The following is a 21,745-nucleotide window of genomic DNA, read 5'->3' as shown; positions in this document are numbered from 1 at the left end:
CACGGTGTGAACGAGCACTTTGCAACTCTCACGCGTTGCTCCGATAATTGAGCATTGGATTTTTCTATGTTGACCTGGGACGAAGAAGTCAAGCCCTCCTTACCAAAGGATATGCAGCAAGGATTGCAGCACCACAACGCATCGACCAGCGGTTCGCCCGCAGGCCGTGTGGTGGATGCTCCGACTTCGTCGCTCGCGCAAACTGCACAGCTTGCGCAGCAACACGCGATGCGTGCCGCGGCACCCGTCGCCCAGCGCGTCAAGGCTTCCGACAAGCGCATCATCAACGGTCAGACCGACGTCAACCAGCTGGTGCCGTTCAAGTACAAATGGGCCTGGGAAAAGTACCTCGCCACCTGCGCCAACCACTGGATGCCGCAGGAAGTGAACATGACGCGCGACATCGCGCTCTGGAAAGACCCGAACGGCCTGACCGAAGACGAGCGCCGCATCGTCAAGCGCAACCTCGGCTTCTTCGTGACCGCCGACTCGCTGGCCGCCAACAACATCGTGCTGGGCACCTACCGCCACATCACGGCGCCCGAATGCCGCCAGTTCCTGCTGCGCCAGGCCTTCGAGGAAGCGATCCACACGCACGCGTACCAGTACATCGTCGAGTCGCTCGGCCTGGACGAGAGCGAGATCTTCAACGCCTACAACGAAGTGCCGTCGATCCGCGAGAAGGACCAGTTCCTGATCCCGTTCATCGAAGCCATCAGCGACCCGCTCTTCAAGACCGGCACGCACGAGACCGACCAGACGCTGCTCAAATCGCTCATCGTGTTCGCCTGCCTGATGGAGGGCCTGTTCTTCTACGTCGGCTTCACGCAGATCCTTGCGCTCGGCCGCCAGAACAAGATGACCGGCGCCGCCGAGCAGTACCAGTACATCCTGCGCGACGAGTCGATGCACTGCAATTTCGGCATCGACCTGATCAATCAGCTCAAGCTCGAGAACCCCGGCCTGTGGACGGCGGAGTTCAAGGCCGAGATCAAGGCGCTCTTCATGCGCGCCGTCGAGCTCGAATACAAATACGCCGAAGACACCATGCCTCGCGGCGTGCTCGGCATGAACGCCTCCATGTTCAAGGGCTACCTGCGGTACATCGCCAATCGGCGTGCGCAGCAGATCGGCCTCGAAACGCTCTTCCCGAACGAAGAAAATCCCTTCCCCTGGATGAGCGAAATGATTGACCTGAAGAAAGAGCGCAACTTTTTCGAAACCCGCGTGATCGAGTACCAGTCGGGTGGTGCGCTCTCCTGGGATTGAATCTTTCCGACAATAATTAATGAATTCAAGAATTGCCCTTGCCACCGATCGCGCCGAAGAGCGCGGCATGGACGAGGGCTCAGGTGTTCATGGTGCTGGGCTCAGATTCCAACGCCATGAATCGCTTCACGCTACCCAACGTGCGTGGAGTGCTTCAATAGGTTGATTTTTTCAACTTGATCAAGGAGAAATAGAAATGGCAACTGCAAAGAAAGCGCCGGCTAAGAAAGCCGCTGCAAAGAAGGCTCCGGCCAAGAAGGTCGCAGCCAAGAAGGCTCCCGCCAAGAAGGTAGCTGCGAAGAAGGCTCCGGCCAAGAAGGTCGCAGCGAAGAAGGTAGCCGCCAAGAAGGCGCCTGCCAAGAAGGTAGCCGCGAAGAAGGCAGCACCGGCCAAGAAGGCTCCGGCCAAGAAGGCCGCAGCGAAGAAGGCTCCTGCCAAGAAGGCGGCGGCGAAGAAGGCTCCTGCCAAGAAGGCAGCCGCGAAGAAGGCCCCTGCGAAGAAGGCTGCTGCCAAGAAGGCGCCTGCGAAAAAGGCCGCGGCCAAGAAAGCCGCGAAAAAGCCTGCTGCCAAGAAGCCTGCTGCGAAGAAGGCTCCCAAGGCCGCTGCGCCCGCCAAGGCCGCAGCCGTAGCGCCTGCCCCTGCAGCGCAAACGACGCTGAATCCCCAGGCAGCCTGGCCGTTCCCCACGGCCAGCAAGCCCTGAGCTTCTCAGCGGCCTTGAAGGCGCAAAGCCCGGTACCTTGCGGTGCCGGGCTTTTTTATTGGTGCTTCGGGAAGAAGGAAGATCAGAGACCCAGGGCCTTTCGGTCGATCTCGTAGTTCTGCGGGCCGCGCTGCGCGATCTTGAGCGCACCGACCTTGTTGCCAAGTGCGGCGCATCGCGCCAGCGGCCAACCCTTTTCCAGACCGAACAGCAGCGCGCCGCGCCAGGCGTCGCCGCAACCCGTGGGCTCGACCACTTCGGTCGCGACCACGCCAGGCACATGCTCGCGCTCGCCATCGGTCCATACCTCGCAGCCCTCGGCCGCCAGCGTAACGACCAGGCCGCGCACGCGCTTCGAGATCTCGGCCAGGCTCCAGCCGGTGCGCTGCGAAAGCATCTTGCCTTCGTAGTCGTTCACCACAACCCAGCTCGCAAGGTCGACGAAATGGCGCAGCGCCTCGCCGTCGAACATCGGCAGGCCCTGGCCCGGATCGAACACGAACGGGACATCCGCGGCGGCGAACTGCTCCGCGTGCTGCAGCATCGCGTCGCGGCCATCGGGCGCGATGATGCCGAGCTTGATATCGTCACGCGCCGCCACTTTCGTGATGTGCGCCTGCTGCATCGCTCCGGGGTGGAAGGCGGTGATCTGGTTGTTGTCGACGTCGCTCATGATCATCGCCTGCGCGGTGAAGGTGTCGTCGAGCTGGCGCACGAACCCGGTATCGATGCCCAGCGAGCGCATGCGCTCGAGGTACGACGCGCCGTCGCTGCCGAGCGTGGCCATGGGCAGCGCGGTACCTCCCAATGCATTGAGGCTGTAGGCGATGTTGCCCGCGCAGCCGCCGAAGTCACGACGCAGGGTCGGCACCAGGAACGACACATTGAGAATGTGCAACTGGTCCGGAAGGATCTGGTCGGCGAACCGGCCCTCGAAAGTCATGATGGTGTCGAATGCGAGGGAACCGCAAATCACTGCTGCCATGGGTGCACCGTTGATAAAAGAATTGGGGAGGAAAAAGGACGCGTGCAGGCAGGCGCCGCCGCTCAGGGATAGAAAGCCTCGACGCGATAGCCCGCGATGGGTGGCAGCGCCGCGGCCTCCGAGGCGGACAAGGCCAGGGGCAGCGAGGCCGCGCGGTCGGCGCGGGCCGGCGGTACTGCCGGCGCGCCATAGTCCGCCGGCATCAGCACGCGACGCACCACGGCGCGCTCCTGCGTGTCGAGCAGCGAGAGCTCGACGGCCGGCATGGCGAGCGGCACGGTCGCGCCATTGCGCAGGGTGAAGCTCAGGCGGTAGTCGTTGCCTCCGCTCTTCTCACGCGCGAAGGCCGCGCCTTCGATGACGATGTCGCCAATCTGGCGCAGGGCAGCGAGTTCGCAGCCGGTGTGCTGGCACAGCGCCGCGAGGGCAGGCCGCAGGTTCGGCTGGCGCGCCGCGATGCCGTCGCGCTCATGGCGAATGACCTGAACGACGAGCAGCAGCACGGCGAGCACCGCCAGCAAGATCAGCACGATGCGCACACCCTTGCGCTGCCAGAAGCCGGGCGCCTTCTCGGCAAGCTCGTCCTCGTCCGCGAGGGGATGGCCCACCGGCAGCTCCAAGTCCGAGGAGAACGCAGGGGCAGGCTCGCTTTCGCTCTCGGATTGCACCACCACGGCCGGCGCCTTCGCGGCTGCACGCTCCTCGCGGGCCTTGGCGCTCGCGATCTTGGCCGACTTGATGCGGGCCCGGCGCAGCGCTTTCTGCATCTGCACCTGGTCATGGTCCTTCTCTTGCTGCTGGCGCTCCCCCTCCCCATCGTCGTCGATGCTCGCATGCTCGATCAGCGCGCGCGTCCTGATGCGCGAGGCAATGGGCAGCGGCGGTGCCGGAGGCGACGGCGCTGGGGGCGGCGAAGCGAGGTTCAGGTCGATGTTCGGAAACGGTGGCAGCGTGCTCGGCGGCGGCTTCCACGCGGGTTCGCTGGCGTCGAGGTCGGACCACGGCTCGTCAATGCCGTGTTCGGGCAATGACAGCGAGAACGCCGGCGGCGACACAGCCGCAGGTGACGGTGCGGATGCCGGAACTCCCGGTGGCAGCGTGTGCAGAGGTTGTGGCTCGGGCTCGTCGCCGACGAAATCCGCATCTTCCGCCGGCTTCCGGCGTTCCGGAGGGGGCGTCGCTTCGGACTCCGGGGAAGATTCGACCAGTCCCGGCATGTAGCCGCCACCCGGCACCGGCGGCGACGCATTTGCCGGGGCGCCATCTGGCGCCTCGTGCAGATCGAGCGTGGCGTCGAACACGTGGCTGCACCGGCCACAGCGCACCCAGCCGTCCGAAATGCGAAGCTGGTCGCGCACCACCTTGAAGGTGGTGGTGCAGGCAGGGCAGCGCGTGACGAGACTCATGACCGGGCGATTGTAGGGTTGCGCCCTCGCCGCGAGAGGGGCGCGATGCGGTGGCTCAGCAGCGCGCGGTCATGAGGATCCAGCCGTCCTCGGTGTCGCTGACTTCGAGCGCGGCGTAAGGCGCGTAGGCTTCCTTCAACTCGTCGGCCTGGCGCTCGAGAATGCCGGCCAGCACCAGCGATCCACCCGCCCTCACATGGCTGCGCAGCAGCGGCGCGAGCACCTTGAGCGGCGTGGCCAGGATGTTGGCGAGCACGGTGTCGTAGTGGCCCTTGGCCGCTTCGGGCAGGCCGGCGTTCAGCCGGACGCCGTTGGCCTCGGCATTGAGCCGGGTCGAGGAGACCGCGGCTTCATCGATGTCGACGGCGTCGATCTCGGCTGCACCGAACTTCGCCGCACCGATCGCGAGAATGCCGGAGCCGCAGCCGTAGTCGAGCACGCGCTGGTTGCCGAGCGTGCCTTGCGTGGCGATCCATCGCAGGCACATGCGCGTGGTGGGATGCGTGCCGGTGCCGAAGGCCAGGCCGGGGTCTAGCCGGATCACCTGCCTGGCCTGCCCGGGCGGCTCGTGCCACGTCGGCACGATCCAGAACTCGGGCGTGATCTCGACCGGCGCGAATTGCGATTGCGTGAGGCGTACCCAGTCCTGCTCGGGCACGGGCGCGATGCCGAGCACCTCGCAGCCTTCGAAGAAGTCCTGCAGCACCAGCACCGACGCGGCCTCTTTCGCGAGCGCCTCGTTGGGGAACAGCGCGATCACGCGCGAACGCTGCCAGCCTTCTTTCGGCGGCGGCATGCCCGGTTCGCCGAACAGTGCCTGCTCTGCATCGGTCTGCGCGTCGGCGTCTTCCACCGACACGCTCAATGCATCGAGTGCATCGAGCGCTTCACCGAGCGTTTCGACCCGGTCTTCCGGCGCCATCAGGCGGAGTTCGAACATCGCGACGTCCCGGGTCAGCGCTTGTGCGCAGCCAGCCACTCTTCGAGGTAGTGGATGTTGGTGCCGCCCGTCATGAACTTGGAATCGACCATCAGTTCGCGGTGCAGCGGAATGTTGGTCTGGATGCCTTCGATCACGGTCTCGTTGAGCGCCGTGCGCATGCGGGCCATGGCCTGCTCGCGCGTGTCGCCGTAGACGATGATCTTGCCGATCATCGAGTCGTAGTTCGGCGGCACGAAGTAGTTGGTGTACGCGTGCGAATCGACGCGAACGCCCGGGCCGCCCGGCGGATGCCACATCGTGATGCGGCCTGGCGACGGCGTGAACTTCCACGCGTCCTCGGCATTGATGCGCACCTCGATGGCATGGCCGTGCATCTGGATCTGGCGCTGCGTGAACGGCAGCTTCTCGCCGGCCGCGACCATGATCTGCGTCTTGACGATGTCGATGCCCGTGGTGAACTCCGTCACCGGGTGCTCCACCTGCACGCGCGTGTTCATCTCGATGAAATAGAACTCGCCGTTTTCGTAGAGAAACTCGAAGGTGCCGGCGCCGCGGTAGTTGATCTTCTTGCAGGCGGCAGCGCAGCGTTCGCCGATCTTCTCGATCAGCTTGCGCGGAATGCCCGGGGCGGGCGATTCCTCGATCACCTTCTGATGGCGGCGCTGCATGGAGCAGTCGCGCTCGCCCAGGTAGACCGCGTTCTTGTGCTTGTCCGCGAGGATCTGGATCTCGATGTGGCGCGGGTTCTGGAGAAACTTCTCCATGTACACGGCCGGGTTGCTGAAGGCCGCGCCGGCTTCCGCCTTGGTCATCTGGATCGCATTGACCAGCGCCGCCTCGGTGTGCACCACGCGCATGCCGCGGCCACCGCCGCCGCCCGCCGCCTTGATGATGACCGGGTAGCCGATGGCACGCGCGATGCGCTTGTTGGTGGCGGCGTCGTCCGAGAGTTCGCCCTCGGAGCCGGGCACGCACGGCACGCCGGCCTTGATCATGGCCTGCTTGGCCGACACCTTGTCGCCCATCGTGCGGATGTTGTCGGGCGTCGGGCCGATGAACTGGAAACCGCTTTGCTCCACGCGCTCGGCAAAGTTCGCGTTCTCGCTCAGGAAGCCATAGCCGGGGTGGATGGCTTCGGCGTCGGTCACTTCGGCCGCCGAAATGATCGCCGGCATGTTGAGGTAGCTCTGCGCCGACGGGGCCGGACCGATGCACACCGCTTCTTCGGCGAGCTTGACGTACTTCGCTTCGCGGTCAGCCTCGGAATAGACCATCACGGCCTTGATGCCGAGTTCACTGCAGGCACGCTGAATCCGGAGTGCAATCTCCCCCCGGTTCGCAACCAGAATCTTCTTGAACATGGTCACTCGATGATGAACAGCGGCTGTCCGTATTCGACCGCCTGGCCGTTTTCGCCGAGGATCTGGGTGATCGTGCCGGATTTGTCGGCTTCGATTTCGTTGAGGATCTTCATCGCTTCGATGATGCAGACGGTGTCGCCCTCGGTGACCTTACTGCCGACCTCGACGAACGCCGGGGCGCCCGGGCTGGACGAACGGTAGAAGGTGCCGACCATCGGCGACTTCACGGCATGGCCTGTCGGGGCGGCTTCGGCTGCCGGTGCGCCGGCCACGGCGGATGCCGCCGGAGCACCAGCGGTGACTGCCGGTGCAGCGGCCGCCTGAGGCGCTGCCAGGGTTTGCACATACTGCACGGGGGCGGCACCACCGCCCTTGACGATGCGAACCTTGCCTTCGGTTTCCGTGATTTCCAGTTCGGAAATATTCGATTCGGACACCAAATCGATCAGTGTCTTGAGTTTGCGCAGATCCATGGGACTCCAGTGCCGGCTGAGCCGGTCTTCAGGATATAACTTGTTCGAAAATCGGTGATTTTCGGCTTTCGGCGTCTAACGCCAGCGTAAGGAAGTGATTCTAACCGTGAACCAGTTCACGCCGCCAAGTGTTCAGGTCGGCAGCATCGAGCTTGCCCATTTTACGGGCGGCCACGGAGCCGTTCGCATTCAGGACCAGCGTGAAGGGCAAACCGCCGCCCGTGTTGCCTAGATTCTTGACCAGCTCCGTGCCCTGCAAGCCGGCCAGGCCCGTCGGATAGGTCACCGGCGTACGCTGCAGAAACTTGCGCACGGCACTCGGCTGGTCGATGGCCAATCCGACCACTTGCCAGCCATTAGCACCCTGTTCGCGGAAAAAGGCGTCGATCAGGGGCATTTCCTCGACGCATGGCGGGCACCACGTCGCCCAGAAGTTGAGCAGCAGCGGCTTGCCGCGCAAGCTCGACAGCACGAGGTCACCACCCTCCGGCCGCTCGAAACTCTGGGCCCAGAAGGCCGCGTCGAGCATCTCACCGCCCGCGCCGCTGCTGCGCTCCTTCCACCAGGCGCCGCCAAACCCGGCGGCCGCAGCCGCTGCCGCCACGCCGGCATAAAGCATGCCGCGTCGGGTGGGCGAAGAAATCATTCACTTGTCCTTTTCTTGTTCGATCAGTCGGCGCAGCGCAGCCAGGTCGCCCCGCGGCGCGCGCCCCTGGGCGTCGGGCTTCAGGGCACCGCGCAGGTCGTCGAGGTCGTAGACCAGCAGGTGCACACCGATCTCCTCGCCGAGCACGCGGCTCGGAGCATGCACGCTCAGGGCCTCGACCTGCTCGCCGTGGAAGCCGGTCACCATGCGCGGCTCATAGTCCACATGGTGATCAATTAAGGCGATTTCGGCCGATTTGGAGTCATCGCAGAACAACTGAATATAAATATCCGACAACCGTGTCGCCGTTCCGTGCCACACGGCACCGCCCACATGGGGGCGGAACGCGGCCATGCGCTCCATCCACTCGAGCGCGAGCAGCCGCAACACATGCAGTTCCTGAGGCTGGGTATCGGCGCAGAAAAGCTCGATGTACTCGCGCACCTCGGCCTCGACCTCGTCGTTGTTCGGCAGCGCGGTGCGCGCCGAAAGGCCCAGGTCGCGCAGGGCCCGGCGCTTGGCCGGGCCGTATTCCAGCCCCTCCTCGACGACGAGGCGGGCAGCAGCAGCGGCAATTTCACGCTTGGACGTGTCCATCGGGGCATTTTGCCCGCAGCGGGCGCCCCTCACATGAACATCAGTACGAAGAGCGGGAAAAACACGCGGCCCCGGCACGGGCGCGGCATGCCGCTTCCCTAGAATCGACCGATGCACATTCATATTCTGGGTATCTGCGGCACGTTCATGGGCGGCGTGGCCGCCCTGGCGCGCGAGGCAGGCCACCGGGTCACGGGCTGCGACGCCGGCGTGTACCCGCCGATGAGCGACCAGCTGCGCGCCCTCGGCATCGACCTGATCGAGGGTTTCGGCGCCGAGCAGCTCTCCCTGGCACCGGACATGTTCGTGGTCGGCAACGTGGTGTCCCGGGCGCGGCTGCCTGACGGCAGCCCCAAGTTCCCGCTGATGGAGGCCATCCTCGACGCCGGCAAGCCCTACACCAGCGGCCCGCAATGGCTGGCCGAACACGTGCTGCTGGGCCGCCATGTGCTGGCCGTGGCCGGCACGCATGGCAAGACGACGACCACGTCGATGCTGGCCTGGGTGCTGGAAAAAGGCGGCAAGGCACCCGGCTTCCTGGTGGGCGGCGTGCCGCTGGACTTCGGCGTCTCGGCCCGGTTGGGCGACGGCCCTGCCTTCGTGATCGAGGCCGACGAGTACGACACGGCCTTCTTCGACAAGCGCAGCAAGTTCGTGCACTACCGGCCGCGCACCGCCGTGCTGAACAACCTCGAGTTCGATCATGCCGACATCTTCGACGATCTTGCCGCCATCGAACGCCAGTTTCATCACCTCGTGCGCACGGTGCCGGGCACCGGCCGGGTGGTGGTGAACGCTGCCGAAGAAAGCCTGCAGCGCGTGCTGGCCCTGGGCTGCTGGAGCGAACTCGCGCGCTTCGGTGCCGGCGGCGAATGGCAGGCGCGCGGCTCGCACGACGCCTTCGACGTGCTGCAGCGGGGCGAAGTCGTCGGCCGGGTCGAATGGGAGCTCTCGGGCCTGCACAACCAGATGAATGCGCTGGCCGCCATCGCCGCGGCCGAGCACGTGGGTGTGGCGCCGGCCGAAGCGGCCCGGGCGCTGGGCAGCTTCCGCAATGTGCGCCGGCGCATGGAACTGCGCGGCACGGTCGAGCACAACGGCGGGGCGATCACGGTCTACGACGATTTCGCGCATCATCCGACGGCCATCCGCACCACGCTCGACGGCCTGCGCCAGAAGCTCGACGCGGCCGGCAAGCAAAGTGAGCGCATCCTCGCGGCCTTCGAACCGCGCAGCAACACGATGAAGCTGGGCGTCATGGCAGCGCAGTTGCCGTGGAGCCTGGAGTCGGCCGACCTGTCGTTCTGCCACACGACGGGGCTCGACTGGGACGCGGCGGCGGCGCTTGCGCCGATGGGCGCGCGCGCGCAGGTGGCCGGGGCCATCGAGCCGCTCGTGAGGCAGGTCGTGGCCGCCGCCCGGCCGGGCGATCACATCGTCTGCATGAGCAACGGCGGCTTCGGCGGCGTGCACGACAAACTGCTTGCGGCGCTACGCGCCACCCACGCATCATGAGCGCCATGCGCGCGCGTGAGCTGATCGACGCCCTGAAGCTCCAGCCCCACCCCGAGGGCGGCTGGTATGCCGAGGTGTTCCGATCGCCCGCCAGCGTGGAGCCCGTCGACGGCCGCGCGCCCCGCAGCGCGCTGACCAGCATCTACTTCCTGCTCGAAGCAAACCAGCATTCGCGCTGGCATCGGGTGCTGTCCGACGAGGTCTGGGTTCATCTTGAAGGCGTGCCGCTGGCACTGTGGACCTGCGACGCCGCGATGCGCACGGCGCCGGCCCACGTGAAGCTGGGCCCGGTCGATGTACACGGCACGCGCCCCCAGCACGTGGTGCCCGCCGGCCAATGGCAGGCCGCCCGGCCGATTCAGGGCCACAGCTCGGGCGACTACACGCTGGTCGCCTGCATGGTCGGGCCGGGCTTCGATTTCGCCGACTTCTCGATGGTCCCGACCGACAGCAGCGAGGCTGCGTCGATGCGGCACCACTGGCCCGACCTGGCCGAAATGCTTTAACCCCGGCGCTGCTTGACCGCTTGCGAGAGCGTGTCGAGCACCTGCACCGAATCGTCCCAGCCGATGCAGGCGTCGGTGATGCTCTTGCCGTACTCGAGGCCCGACAGCTGGTCCTTGCCCGGCGTGAACTTCTGGGCGCCCGGCTGCAGGTGGCTTTCGACCATCACGCCGAACACGCGGTTGGAGCCGCCGGCGATCTGCGCAGCGATGTCCTTCGCCACGTCGATCTGCTTCTGGTGCTGCTTTGAGCTGTTGGCGTGGCTGCAGTCGACCATCAGCGTGGGCGGCAGCTTGGCGGCTTCCAGGTCCTTGCAGGCGGCCTCGACGCTGGCGGCGTCGTAGTTCGGCGCCTTGCCGCCACGCAGGATCACGTGGCAGTCGCGGTTGCCGTTGGTCTGCACGATGGCGACCTGGCCATTCTTGTGCACCGACAGGAAGTGATGGCCGCGCGCCGCCGCCTGGATGGCGTCGGTGGCGATGCGGATGTTGCCGTCGGTGCCGTTCTTGAAGCCGATCGGAGCCGACAGGCCCGAGGCCAGTTCGCGGTGCACCTGGCTTTCGGTGGTGCGCGCGCCGATGGCGCCCCAGGAAATCAGGTCGCCGATGTACTGCGGCGAGATCACGTCGAGGAACTCGCTGCCCGCCGGCAGGCCCAGGCGGTTGATGTCGATCAGCAGCTGGCGCGCGATGCGCAGGCCTTCGTCGATGCGGAAGCTCTCGTCGAGGTACGGGTCGTTGATGAGGCCCTTCCAGCCGACCGTCGTGCGCGGCTTCTCGAAGTACACGCGCATCACGATCTCGAGCGTGCCGGCGTATTTCTCGCGCTCGATCTTGAGGCGGCGGGCGTATTCGAGCGCGGCGGCCGGGTCATGGATCGAGCAGGGACCCATGATCACCAGCAGCCGGTCGTCCTTGCCGGCCATGATGTTGTGGATGCTGCGGCGCGTGCCTTCGATCAGCGTTTCGACCGGCGTGCCGCGGATCGGGAAGAAGCGGATCAGATGTTCGGGAGGGGGCAGCACGTTGATGTCCTTGATGCGTTCGTCGTCGGTCTTGCTGGTTTTTTCGACGCTCGCATACCAGCTGTCGCTGGCGGGGGCAGTGTTCGTGCTCATGGGTGCTTCCTTGTTGGAGTGAATGTCGTCAGGGCATAAAAAAACCGCCGGGGGCTTGAGGCCACCGGCGGTTTTGGGAGGGTGTTCGTTTGCTTTACGCGCTCGCCTCTCGTCCGCCGGAAACCGGGAACCAAAAGTAGGCAAAGAAATAAGCGCGAAGAGCGGACATGGAGGCGAAATGTAGCACGGAAAGAAAAATCCCGGTCAAGCGGCCGGGACGTGCGTTGTTTATCGGTAGCCCGATTCGTTCGGGTTGTGGATGATCCAGATCAGGTTGCCGCTGGAATAGTCGCCCATGCCGCCGCCCGCGAAGACCAGCCGCCCCTGCCCCTTGTAGGTCATTTCGTAGCGGTGGCGGTCGCTGCCGAAATAGAACGGAATGAAGGCCTTGCCGGTGACGTAGGCCCCCTGGTCGGTCGGCGGGCCCGCGAGGTCCGTGACCTGCCTGGCGCTCATGCCGATCTGCAGGCGCGCGAACTTGCTGTTGCGCGCCGGGTTGCCGGTGATCTCGCCTTCGTAGCCGTTCAGGCCCTTGACGGTGCGGCCGCTGCCAGCCTCGACCTTGGAGGAATCGACCACGTTGCCCTGGGCATCCATGCCGGCCTTCGCGCCGCCGCGGGCCGGTGCGGCGGGAGCGGCCGCGGGTGCCGGCGCAGCCGCGCCCTGGCTGCCGCCGCGCGACGCGCAGCCTGCGCCTGCCAGCGCCACCGCTGCAGTCACGGCCCACAGGGTCGCGGACGAATTGATCCTGATCCTCATCATCGAAAGCTCCTTCCTAGTTTGTGAAGGAGCGCAGCTTAGCAAGCTCTCAGGCCGTTCCGCCTACGGTCAAACCATCGATGCGCAGGGTCGGCTGGCCGACGCCCACGGGCACGCTCTGGCCTTCCTTGCCGCAGGTGCCGACGCCGGAGTCGAGCGCCATGTCGTTGCCGATCATGGTCACGCGGGTGAGCGCGTCGGGGCCGTTGCCCACGATGGTCGCGCCCTTCACGGGGTACTGGATCTTGCCGTTCTCGACCCAGTAGGCCTCGCTGGCCGAGAACACGAACTTGCCGCTCGTGATGTCGACCTGCCCGCCGCCGAAGTTGGTGGCGTACAGGCCCTTCTTGATGCTGGCGACGATTTCCTTCGGGTCCTTGTCGCCGCCGAGCATGTAGGTGTTCGTCATGCGCGGCATCGGCACGTGGGCGTAGCTCTCGCGGCGGCCGTTGCCGGTGGGCTTGACCTTCATGAGGCGCGCGTTGAGCGCATCCTGGATGTAGCCCTTGAGGATGCCGTCCTCGATCAGCACGTTGCGCTGGCTGGCGTTGCCCTCGTCGTCGACGTTGAGCGAGCCGCGGCGGTCGGCAATGGTGCCGTCGTCGAGCACGGTGACGCCCTTGGCCGCCACGCGCTGGCCGATGCGGCCCGAGAATGCGCTGGAGCCCTTGCGGTTGAAGTCGCCCTCGAGCCCGTGGCCGATGGCCTCGTGCAACAGGATGCCGGGCCAGCCGGAGCCGAGCACCACGGTCATTTCGCCGGCCGGGGCCGGGCGCGCGTCGAGGTTGGTCAGCGCGGCCTTCACGGCGTGGTCGACGTATTCGGCGATCTGCTCGTCGGTGAAATAGGCCAGGCCGAAACGCCCGCCGCCACCACCGGAGCCGATTTCGCGACGGCCGTTCTGCTCGGCGATCACGGTGACCGACAGGCGCACCAGCGGGCGCACGTCGGCGGCCAGCGTGCCGTCGGCGCGGGCCACGAGCACCACGTCGTATTCGCTTGCGAGGCCGGCCATGACCTGCGCGACGCGCGGATCGCGCGAGCGGGCCAGTTTTTCGACCTTTTCGAGCAGCTTCACCTTGGCGGTGCTGTCGAGCGTGGCGATGGGGTCGATGCCGTCGTAGAGCGAGCGGCTGGAGGCGATCTTGCGGGTCGCCGTCTTCACGCGGCCGGTGCGGCCAGCGGAGGAAATGGAGCGGACCGTGCGCGCCGCGTCGAGCAGCGAGGCTTCGGAAATATCGTCGGAGTAAGCGAAGGCGGTTTTCTCGCCACTGACCGCGCGCACGCCAACGCCCTGGTCGATGCTGAAGCTGCCGGTCTTGACGATGCCCTCTTCGAGGCTCCAGCCTTCGCTGCGGGTGTACTGGAAGTACAGGTCGGCGTCGTCCACCCGGTGCGCGGTGATCTCGGCCAAGGCCTTGCTCAGGTGCGATTCGTCGAGTCCGAACGGCGTGAGCAGGAGCTGTTGCGCCGTGGCGAGGCGCTCGATGGTGGGTTCGCGAGAGATCATTTCAGGATTCTATGGCTCGCCCCCAGGCTGCGCGCACTTCGCGTCGCTTCGCCTTCCCCCTGCCGGGGACACCAGAGGCCCGGCAAGGCCGGTTCCCCGATGTTCCTGGCCTGGGGGTGCGCTAGCTTTGAGCCAGTTTTCGGGCCCGGGCGATGGACATCAGGATGCCCAGCCCCAGCCCCAGCGTCACCATGGCGGTGCCGCCGTAGCTGATGAACGGCAGCGGCACCCCCACCACCGGCAAAATGCCGCTGACCATGCCCATGTTCACGAAGGCATAGGTGAAGAAAATCATCGTCACCGCTCCCGCCAGCAGGCGCGAGAACAGGGTGGCCGCGTTGGTCGCGATGACCAGCCCGCGAAAGACCAGCAGGATGAAGGCCGAGATCAGCGCCAGGTTGCCCATCAGCCCGAACTCCTCGGAATACGCGGCAAAGATGAAGTCGGTGGTGCGCTCGGGAATGAACTCGAGGTGCGTCTGGGTGCCCTGCATGAAGCCCTTGCCGCCCACCCCGCCCGAACCGATGGCGATCATCCCCTGGATGATGTGGAAGCCCTTGCCCAGCGGGTCCTTGCTGGGGTCGAGCAGCGTGCACACGCGCTGCTTCTGGTAGTCGTGCAGCACGCGCCAGTCGACCCCGTCGGCGCACAGCCTCGACTCGAAACCCACGATCAGCGTGACGGCCACCGCGCCGATCAGCACCGGCGGCACGATCAGCTTCCATGGCAGCCCGGCAAAGAAGATCACCGCCAGCCCGGCCGCCAGCACCAGCAGCGAGGTGCCGAGGTCGGGCTGCTTCATGATGAGGCCGACCGGCACCGCCAGCAGCACCGTCGCCACCACGAAATCGAGTGGCCGCAGCTGGCCCTCGCGCCGCTGGAACCACCAGGCCAGCATCAGCGGCATCGCGATCTTCAGGATTTCGCTGGGCTGGATCACGACGCCCACGTTGATCCAGCGCGTGGCGCCCTTCTTGGTGATGCCGAACAGCGCCACCGCCACCAGCAGGGCCACGCCCATCGTGTAGAGCGGCACGGCCGCCAGCATCAGCCGCTGCGGCGGCACCTGCGCCACCGCGAACATGATGAAGCCGGCCAGCAGCATGTTGCGGCCATGGTCGACGAAGCGCGAGCCGTGGTCGTAGCCGGAGGAATACATGGTCAGCAGCCCGGCGAACGCGAGCAGCAGCACGGCGAAGGCCAGAAAGCCGTCGAAGCCCTGGAAGATGGGCGCGATGCGACGCGCCAGGGAGGGCTGGTTGAACACGGCAGACATGGGGGCGGATTATCCCTGCCCCGCCAGCCCCCTCAATCGAATTCGAGCTGAACGACCGTGCGCCCGGGTCGGCTTTCCACCGCCAGCCGGGCCCCGATGGCCCCCGAGCGCTCCGCCAGCGACCGCGGCAGGTGCTTCACCGCGTCGAAGCCCTTGCCGTTGTCGATCACCCGCAGCTGCACCGTCTTGCCCTGCATGCCGGCTTCGAACCGCAGCACGGTGGCCTGCGCATGCTGCAGCACGTTGGAGATCGCCTCGAACAGCAGGAACTGCAACTGCCGCATGCCCAGCGCGTCGAGCCCTTCTACCGGCTCCACCTCGTCCACCGCCCATTCGAACTCGATGCCCGCCGCCGCCAGCCGGGGTTCCAGCCGGTAGCGCGCCGCCGCCAGCAGCGCGCCCACGTCGCCCGGCGGCAGGTGGATCGAATCGATCGACAGCTTCAGCTGGTCCAGCGAATCGCGCAGCGTGCGCAGCAGATCGCCCGAGCTGCTCTGGCCCGACTGCAGCTGCCGGATCGCCGAGCTGATGTGCGAGCCCACGCCGTCGTGCATCTCGCGCAGGATGCGTTCGCGCTCGTGGGTGCGCGCCTGGTCGCGCGCCGCCGCTTCGAGCTCTGCGTAGGTGGCCGCGAGCTCGCGCTCGCGCTGGGCCACCCGCTCGGCGAGCGCCGCGACCGAGCCGCGCGCCTGCACGCTCGCCGCGCGAAAGCGCCGCAGCACGATCAGCAGCAGCGCCACGCCGAAGAACACCGACGAATAGCGCACCCAGGTGGTCTCGCCATAGGCGTCGCCGAGGCGGATCACCAGCCAGTCGCGCGTGCCGAAGGCCACCGTCACCAGGGCAGCGCCGGCCACCAGCAGCTTCTCGGCGTTCGGCTTGCGCAGGGTGGCAACCGCGAAGGCGCCGGCGAAGGCCAGGACGAAAACGATCTCGACGGCGAGCCAGCCGGTGAGCCACATCGGCTCGTCGCGCTGCAGCGACAGCGCACTGGACAGCACCGTCCCCGCCACGACGCCCGCGATCGGCCAGCGCACCCACCGGCCGCGGCGCTCGCGCGCCCATCCCGCGAGGTGATAGACGAACATCATGGAAGAGGCTGCCCAGCCCGCATAGCAGGCGGCCATCAGCACGCCCCATGGCCCCCAGGACAGCGGCGGCTCCGCGATCACGCCGTCGGCCACCCGCAGCGCCCAGCAGAACTCGGCCAGCGCGGCCCAGAAGTAAATGCCGTCGCGCCGCTGCGCGCCCCTGGCATCGGCGTCGACCTGCGTCAGCCACAGCGCCAACGCGATGCCGCCCACGATCAGGCTGAAGGCCATCAGCAGCACCGAGCCGGTGAAGCGCCATGCGTAGGCACTCTCGAAGAGTTCGTTGCGCACCGGCGTGGCCGGCCCGATGACCACCCGCGAAAGCCCCGCGCGCCGCGCGGTGTCGGCGCGCAGCCGGATCTGCAGGAGGTTGTCGCCCGTTCGCAGCAGGCGCCCGGGCACCGGCACGTAGATGGGCGCCTTGGCGTAGTCGGCATCATTGCCGCGGCTCAGGTCGCCGTAGACCTGCAGCAGCGCGTCGTTGAGCTGCACCTCGAAAACGTTGCCGACGCGCGGGATGAAGATGCCCCACGGTGTCTCGGGCACGGCCTCGAGCCTGAACGGCAGATCGAAGCTCGCCAGGCCGGGGCGCCCCTGGTGCCGGCGGTCCCAGTGGTAGGGCAGCTCGACAGGCCCCGTGCGCGTGGTGCCGTCGACAGAGGTCGTGACGGTGCCCTGGCGCAGTTCGATCGGTGCCTCGTACGCGGCCGCGCCGCAGACGCCGGGGATACCCGCGAAGAGCATCGCCAGCCAAAGCACCAGCAGCAGCACCCGACTTGGTCGCATCTGCGTTCAGCCCGGATGAGACAACAGGCCGAGACGCGTCGCTTCGAAAACCGCCTCGCTCTTGGAATGCACGGCGAGCTTTCCGTAGAGATTCTTGATGTGGGTCTGCACCGTGTGCACGCTCAGTCCTTTGAGCCGCGCGATTTCCGCGTACGAGAAGCCGCGAGCGATGAGCGTCAGCACCTCGTGCTCGCGCGCCGACAGCAGGCCGCGGTCGGACTCTTCCGCGGCGGCTTCGGGCGCTGCCCCCGGCGCCGCGCCGGGAGGGGCTGCCGATTGCAGGCTGCGGTACTTCGCGAGCACGCGCCGCGCGATCATGGGCGAGATCGGGGAGGCGCCAGCCTTCATCTCCACGATGGTCTGCGCGATGTCCTCCGGTGCGGCGTCCTTGTGGATGTAGCCCACGGCCCCTGCTTCGATGCTGGCGAGCACGTTCTCCTCGTCGCCGAAGACCGACACCACCAGCGGCTCGCAGCCAGGAAAGCGCGCGACCGCGTCCCGGATCACATCGAGGCCCGTGCCGTCGGGCATGCCGAGGTCGACCAGCAGCACGTCGGGAATGGTGGCGGTGCGGGCCAGCCATCCCAGCGCTTCCTGCACCGTTCCGGCGCTGCCGAGCCAGAAAAGGCGTGGGCTGCGCTGCACGCTGGCCTCGAAAAAGGCGCGCGCGCGGCTGTCGTCTTCGACAACGAGCACACCCCAGCGGTGCAGCGTCGCGTCCTCCTGAGCCTCAGTGTTCATGGGCAGAGCATAAGCCTCGGCGCCCCCACCGAATCCGTACGCGCCTACCCGGTTCATGGGATGCACATCGCAAGGCTCCACGAAACCGCGCTTTTCCGAGGCGAGCCCCTCTCTCGCATGTGACGTAGCCCGAACGCAGGCCACCTGCACCCCTTGGCCATCACATGAGTACTTTTGGATTCCGCGTACACAGGGTGCCCACGCGCCCCAGGCCTCAGTAAGCTATAGCGTTCCCGAAGAACCCCCGCACAGCGGGCTTTTCGTATGTTGGAAGCGGCCTCGCGAGAACAGACCTCATGCAGAATTACCCGGTCCCGCCAAGCGAGGTGCAACAGCCGCACCTCCCGTCCTTTCCTCGCATGGATGCGCACACCACTCACCTGCTCTATCTGCACGGCTTCCGTTCTTCGCCTCGTTCGACCAAGGCCCGGATCGTCGCGGAACGCGTGGCGCAGCGCCACCCGAACCTGCAGTGGTGGTGCCCGCAATTGCCGCCGTCGCCGCACGATGCCATCGACATGGTGATGAAGGGCATCGCGCATTGGCCGCGCAAGTCGATGGCGGTGGTGGGCTCGTCGCTCGGCGGGTACTACGCGACCTACGTGGCCGGCATGACGCGCTGCCGCGCGGTGCTGCTCAATCCGGCCGTGCATCCCGCACGCGACCTCACGCGCTACATCGGCGACCAGACCCTCTGGCACGACCCGGCCGAGCATTTCTACTTCCGCCCCGAATACATCCACGAACTGCGTGCGATGGAAGTCGGCCCGCTCACGCGGCCCGAGCGCGTCTTCGCCATCATCGCCAAGGGCGACGAAGCGCTCGACTGGCATGAGATGTCCGCGCGCTATCCCGACAGCAACATCAAGCTGCTCGAAGGCAGCGACCACGCCCTCTCCGACTTCGAAAAAGCGCATCTCGACGACGTCATGGCGTTCATCAACCCGATCTAGGTACACCCCCGGGCTTCGCGCACTTCATGTCGCTGCGCCAATCCCCTTGCAGGGGGCGATGCCTGCGGCCCGGCAAGGCCGGTTCCACCGCATCCTGGAATTGGATCGCGCCGGTTTTCAGCGTGGGACAATCGAGGGATGTTTGTATTGTTTGAAGAAGCCGGCAAGTACCTCGGCGGCCGCGTGCTGTCGGAGGCCGAGGCGTCGGCACAGGTCGAACTCGACACCGGCAAGCGCGTCAAGGTCAAGGGCGCCAACATCGTGCTGCGTTTCGAGAAACCGTCGCCCGCCGACCTGATCGCCGAGGCGCGCACGCTCGCCGCCGCCATGGACCTCGACCTCGCCTGGGAATTCGCGGCCGAGGGGGAATTCGGCTTTGCCGATCTCGCAGCCGATTATTTCAGCGACAAGCCCTCGCTGGCGCAGCAGGCCGCCGCCCTGTTCGCGCTGTTCGAGGCGCCGCACTATTTCCGCCGCGCGGGCAAGGGGCGCTTCAAGAAGGCGCCGGCCGAGATCGTGCAGCAGGCGCTGGCCGCCATCGAGAAGAAAAAAGCCATCCAGGCGCAGATCGCCGAATGGGCCGCGCAGTTGGCCGAAGGCGTGTGCCCCGCACCGGTGCGCGAGCAGCTCTACAAGATCCTGTTCCGCCCCGACAAGAACGCCCCCGAATACAAGGCCGTGGTCGACGCCTCGCGCGCCACGCAACGCCCGCCGCTCGATCTGCTGGAGCGCGCCGGCGCCATCGACTCGCCCTACCAGTTCCACTGGCGCCGCTTCCTGTTCGAGAACTTTCCCAAGGGCACCGGTTTTCCCGCGCTCGCGGCACCGGCCATCGTGGACGACCTGCCGGTGGCGTCCGGCTTGCAGGCCTTCTCGATCGACGATTCGCAGACCACCGAGATCGACGACGCGCTCTCGGTGCAAGGCTTGGGTACGGGCACCGTCACGGTCGGCATCCACATCGCGGCGCCGGCTCTGGCGCTGACGCCGGGCAGCGCCATCGACAACGTGGCGCGTGCGCGCATGTCGACGGTCTACATGCCGGGCTACAAGATCACGATGCTGCCCGACGACGTGGTCAACACCTACACCCTGCTCGAAGGCGGTGACCGGCCTGCCGTGTCGCTCTATGCGCGCTTCGACGAAGCCACGCTGGAACTGCAAGCCACCGAAACGAAACTGGAGCGCGTGCCGATCGTGGCCAACCTGCGCCACGACCAGCTCGACAGCGTCGTCACGCAGCCTTGGCTGGAGGACGGCGCGTTCCAGAGCGACGACACGCCCGAAGCCGCCGCGAACCTGCGCGCCCCGCTCTCCTTCCTGTTCCGCCTCGCCAAGCAGTTGAAGGCGCAGCGCGAGGTGGTGCGCGGCAAGCCCGAGAACTTCAACCGGCCCGACTACAACTTCCGCCTCGTCGGCAACGACGGCGAGCCCACCGGCAGCGAGCAGGTGCAGATCAGCACGCGCCAGCGCGGCGCGCCGCTCGACCTGATCGTGTCCGAGGCGATGATCCTGGCCAACAGCAGCTGGGGCGGCTGGCTCGGCGAACTGGGCGTGCCCGGCCTCTACCGCAGCCAGGCGAGCCTCGCGCCCGGCATCAAGGTGCGCATGGGCACGCGCGCGCTGCCGCATGCGGGCCTGGGCGTGAAGAGCTACGCGTGGAGCACCTCGCCGCTGCGCCGCTATACCGACCTCGTGAACCAGTGGCAGATCATCGCGGCGGCGCGCCACGGCAAGACCGCTGCACTGGCCGCCCCTTTCAAGCCGAAGGACGCCGACCTGTTCTCGATCCTCTCCGGCTTCGATGCGGCCTATGCCACGTACAACGCCTACCAGGGCGGCATGGAACGCTTCTGGACGCTGAAGTACCTGCAGCAGCAGGGCATCACCGAACTCGAAGCCACCGTCATCAAGGACCTGCCGAACGGCGCGCTGGTGCGTGCCGACACGCTGCCGCTGGTGTTCCCGGTGGCCGGCCAGCAGGAACGCGGCGCACGGCTGCGCGTGAAGCTCGGCGAGATCGACGAGATCGCGCTCGACGTGACCGGCACCGTGCTCGAACGCCTCGACGCGCCGAAGGCCGATGCGGCCGTCGACGAAGAGAGCGGAGAGGAAGAAGAGGTGGTCGCAGGCCCGATCGCCATTGCCGTCGACCTGAGCGACAGCGAAGCCGCACCCGAAAACACGCCAGCATGAACTTCGGCAGATCGTCCGGAGAAATGCGCCCCCTGGAGGAATTTCGAGAATGAACTTCAAGGACCTCAGCACGCTGCAGATTGCACTGGGCGTGTCGGTCATTGCGCATGCCGTGCTGCTCGCGGTGCGCTTCGTCGATCCCGAATCGTTCAACAAGGTCTTCAGCGACACGCCGCTCGAAGTGATCCTGGTCAACACAAAGACCAACGACAAGCCCGACCCCAGCGCCCGGCTGCGGGCGCAGACCTCGCTTGCGGGCGGCGGCGACCTCGACAAGGGCCGCGCGACCAGCCCGCTGCCGCCGTCGAGCTTCACCACCGTCGGCGATTCGTTCGAGGACGCGCAGCGCAAGGTCGATGCGATGCAGACCGAGCAGTTGCAGATGCTCACCCAGCTCAAGCGAGAGCTCGCCGCAATGCCTGCGCCCGACCCGCGCAACCCCGGCGACCCGACCGAGGCCACGGCGCAGGAAGAAAAGCGCCGGCAGATGATCAACCTGCTGGCCGAGATCGAGCGCCGCGTGAACGAGGAAAACGCACGCCCGAAGAAGCGCTTCCTGAGCCCCTTCACGCGGGAAGCGGCCTTCGCGAGCTACGTGGACTCGCTGCGCCGCCGGGTGGAAGCGCAGGGCACAGCCAACTTCCCGACGCTCGCCGGCAAGAAGCTCTATGGCGAGCTCACGATGACTATCACGGTCAACTTCGACGGCCGACTGCTCTCGACGGTGGTCGATGAAAGCTCGGGCACTCCCGTGCTGGACCGGCGCGCCCAGGCCATCGTTGCCAGCGTCGGCAACTTCGGCAAGTTCACCGATGCGATGCGCAAGGAGCATGCGGACCAGATCGTGATCCGGCCGCACTTCCGGTTTGCACACGACGGGTCGGTCGAACTCTCCTCGCAGTAGACGACAAGAA

Annotated in this window: 20 protein-coding genes; 7 read left to right on the top strand and 13 right to left on the bottom strand. The window is 66.5% G+C overall.

Translation table 11 applies throughout. From position 1 onward, the window contains the following. Positions 1 to 66: 66 nt before the first annotated feature. Complete coding sequence (locus ACEN9N_RS00355) at positions 67 to 1,269, top strand: ribonucleotide-diphosphate reductase subunit beta (RefSeq protein ID WP_413315110.1); 1,203 nt, start codon at positions 67 to 69, stop codon at positions 1,267 to 1,269. A gap of 196 nt (positions 1,270 to 1,465) precedes the next feature. After that, positions 1,466 to 1,972, top strand: coding sequence for a histone H1-like DNA-binding protein (locus ACEN9N_RS00350; RefSeq protein WP_413315111.1), 507 nt, complete (start codon positions 1,466 to 1,468; stop codon positions 1,970 to 1,972). 82 nt (positions 1,973 to 2,054) lie between these two features. On the opposite strand, the gene ACEN9N_RS00345 is transcribed toward ACEN9N_RS00350, so the two are convergent. The 7 genes from ACEN9N_RS00345 to ACEN9N_RS00315 all read right to left on the bottom strand — a co-directional run bounded on the left by ACEN9N_RS00345 (position 2,055) and on the right by ACEN9N_RS00315 (position 8,383). Further along, positions 2,055 to 2,957: a carbohydrate kinase family protein gene (locus ACEN9N_RS00345; protein ID WP_413315112.1), complete on the bottom strand. Its 903-nt coding sequence runs from the start codon at positions 2,955 to 2,957 to the stop codon at positions 2,055 to 2,057. 62 nt (positions 2,958 to 3,019) lie between these two features. Beyond that, entirely contained in the window at positions 3,020 to 4,363 is a 1,344-nt protein-coding gene (locus tag ACEN9N_RS00340; RefSeq protein WP_495655128.1) for a zinc-ribbon and DUF3426 domain-containing protein, read from the bottom strand. A 55-nt stretch (positions 4,364 to 4,418) separates the two neighbouring features. Beyond that, positions 4,419 to 5,303, bottom strand: coding sequence for a 50S ribosomal protein L11 methyltransferase (gene prmA, locus ACEN9N_RS00335; protein ID WP_413315114.1), 885 nt, complete (start codon positions 5,301 to 5,303; stop codon positions 4,419 to 4,421). Between the two features lie 14 nt (positions 5,304 to 5,317). Further along, positions 5,318 to 6,667: an acetyl-CoA carboxylase biotin carboxylase subunit gene (gene accC, locus ACEN9N_RS00330; RefSeq protein WP_007831429.1), complete on the bottom strand. Its 1,350-nt coding sequence runs from the start codon at positions 6,665 to 6,667 to the stop codon at positions 5,318 to 5,320. A 2-nt stretch (positions 6,668 to 6,669) separates the two neighbouring features. Continuing rightward, on the bottom strand, positions 6,670 to 7,140 hold the full coding sequence (gene accB / locus ACEN9N_RS00325) for an acetyl-CoA carboxylase biotin carboxyl carrier protein (RefSeq protein ID WP_495655127.1): 471 nt from the start codon (positions 7,138 to 7,140) through the stop codon (positions 6,670 to 6,672). 100 nt (positions 7,141 to 7,240) lie between these two features. After that, the gene (locus ACEN9N_RS00320; RefSeq protein WP_495655126.1) at positions 7,241 to 7,786 is read right to left on the bottom strand and encodes a TlpA family protein disulfide reductase; all 546 of its coding nucleotides are present in this window, start codon (positions 7,784 to 7,786) and stop codon (positions 7,241 to 7,243) included. Further along, complete coding sequence (locus tag ACEN9N_RS00315; RefSeq protein ID WP_413333377.1) at positions 7,787 to 8,383, bottom strand: hypothetical protein; 597 nt, start codon at positions 8,381 to 8,383, stop codon at positions 7,787 to 7,789. A gap of 111 nt (positions 8,384 to 8,494) precedes the next feature. On the opposite strand from ACEN9N_RS00315, the gene mpl reads away from it, so the two are divergent. Next, the gene (gene mpl / locus ACEN9N_RS00310; protein ID WP_495655125.1) at positions 8,495 to 9,898 is read left to right on the top strand and encodes a UDP-N-acetylmuramate:L-alanyl-gamma-D-glutamyl-meso-diaminopimelate ligase; all 1,404 of its coding nucleotides are present in this window, start codon (positions 8,495 to 8,497) and stop codon (positions 9,896 to 9,898) included. Beyond that, positions 9,895 to 10,404: a cupin domain-containing protein gene (locus tag ACEN9N_RS00305; protein ID WP_007831420.1), complete on the top strand. Its 510-nt coding sequence runs from the start codon at positions 9,895 to 9,897 to the stop codon at positions 10,402 to 10,404. The genes mpl and ACEN9N_RS00305 overlap by 4 nt, the downstream gene beginning before the upstream one ends. Here ACEN9N_RS00305 and ACEN9N_RS00300 read toward each other — a convergent pair. From ACEN9N_RS00300 to ACEN9N_RS00275, 6 genes are all read right to left on the bottom strand, one after another. Further along, on the bottom strand, positions 10,401 to 11,519 hold the full coding sequence (locus ACEN9N_RS00300; RefSeq protein ID WP_495655124.1) for a 3-deoxy-7-phosphoheptulonate synthase: 1,119 nt from the start codon (positions 11,517 to 11,519) through the stop codon (positions 10,401 to 10,403). The genes ACEN9N_RS00305 and ACEN9N_RS00300 overlap by 4 nt on opposite strands. A gap of 228 nt (positions 11,520 to 11,747) precedes the next feature. Continuing rightward, complete coding sequence (locus ACEN9N_RS00295; protein WP_007831416.1) at positions 11,748 to 12,281, bottom strand: hypothetical protein; 534 nt, start codon at positions 12,279 to 12,281, stop codon at positions 11,748 to 11,750. Positions 12,282 to 12,327: 46 nt separating this feature from the next. Then, the gene (gene tldD, locus ACEN9N_RS00290; RefSeq protein ID WP_413315118.1) at positions 12,328 to 13,788 is read right to left on the bottom strand and encodes a metalloprotease TldD; all 1,461 of its coding nucleotides are present in this window, start codon (positions 13,786 to 13,788) and stop codon (positions 12,328 to 12,330) included. A 121-nt stretch (positions 13,789 to 13,909) separates the two neighbouring features. Next, positions 13,910 to 15,064, bottom strand: coding sequence for a rod shape-determining protein RodA (rodA, locus tag ACEN9N_RS00285; protein ID WP_007831412.1), 1,155 nt, complete (start codon positions 15,062 to 15,064; stop codon positions 13,910 to 13,912). Between the two features lie 32 nt (positions 15,065 to 15,096). Continuing rightward, positions 15,097 to 16,941, bottom strand: coding sequence for a sensor histidine kinase (locus ACEN9N_RS00280; protein ID WP_495655123.1), 1,845 nt, complete (start codon positions 16,939 to 16,941; stop codon positions 15,097 to 15,099). Between the two features lie 6 nt (positions 16,942 to 16,947). Next, on the bottom strand, positions 16,948 to 17,682 hold the full coding sequence (locus ACEN9N_RS00275) for a response regulator transcription factor (protein WP_042673104.1): 735 nt from the start codon (positions 17,680 to 17,682) through the stop codon (positions 16,948 to 16,950). A 359-nt stretch (positions 17,683 to 18,041) separates the two neighbouring features. On the opposite strand from ACEN9N_RS00275, the gene ACEN9N_RS00270 reads away from it, so the two are divergent. The 3 genes from ACEN9N_RS00270 to ACEN9N_RS00260 all read left to right on the top strand — a co-directional run bounded on the left by ACEN9N_RS00270 (position 18,042) and on the right by ACEN9N_RS00260 (position 21,735). After that, positions 18,042 to 18,635 carry a YqiA/YcfP family alpha/beta fold hydrolase gene (locus tag ACEN9N_RS00270; RefSeq protein ID WP_042673102.1) on the top strand — a complete coding sequence of 198 codons (594 nt, stop codon included), beginning with the start codon at positions 18,042 to 18,044 and terminating at the stop codon, positions 18,633 to 18,635. 138 nt (positions 18,636 to 18,773) lie between these two features. Further along, the gene (locus ACEN9N_RS00265; protein ID WP_413315120.1) at positions 18,774 to 20,831 is read left to right on the top strand and encodes a ribonuclease catalytic domain-containing protein; all 2,058 of its coding nucleotides are present in this window, start codon (positions 18,774 to 18,776) and stop codon (positions 20,829 to 20,831) included. A 49-nt stretch (positions 20,832 to 20,880) separates the two neighbouring features. Beyond that, positions 20,881 to 21,735, top strand: coding sequence for a cell envelope integrity TolA family protein (locus ACEN9N_RS00260; protein WP_413315121.1), 855 nt, complete (start codon positions 20,881 to 20,883; stop codon positions 21,733 to 21,735). Positions 21,736 to 21,745 lie beyond the last annotated feature (10 nt).

It is taken from the genome of Variovorax sp. Varisp46, assembly GCF_059491885.1.
Note: the sequence above shows the minus strand (reverse complement) of the source record. Positions and strands in the feature narration are given on the sequence as shown.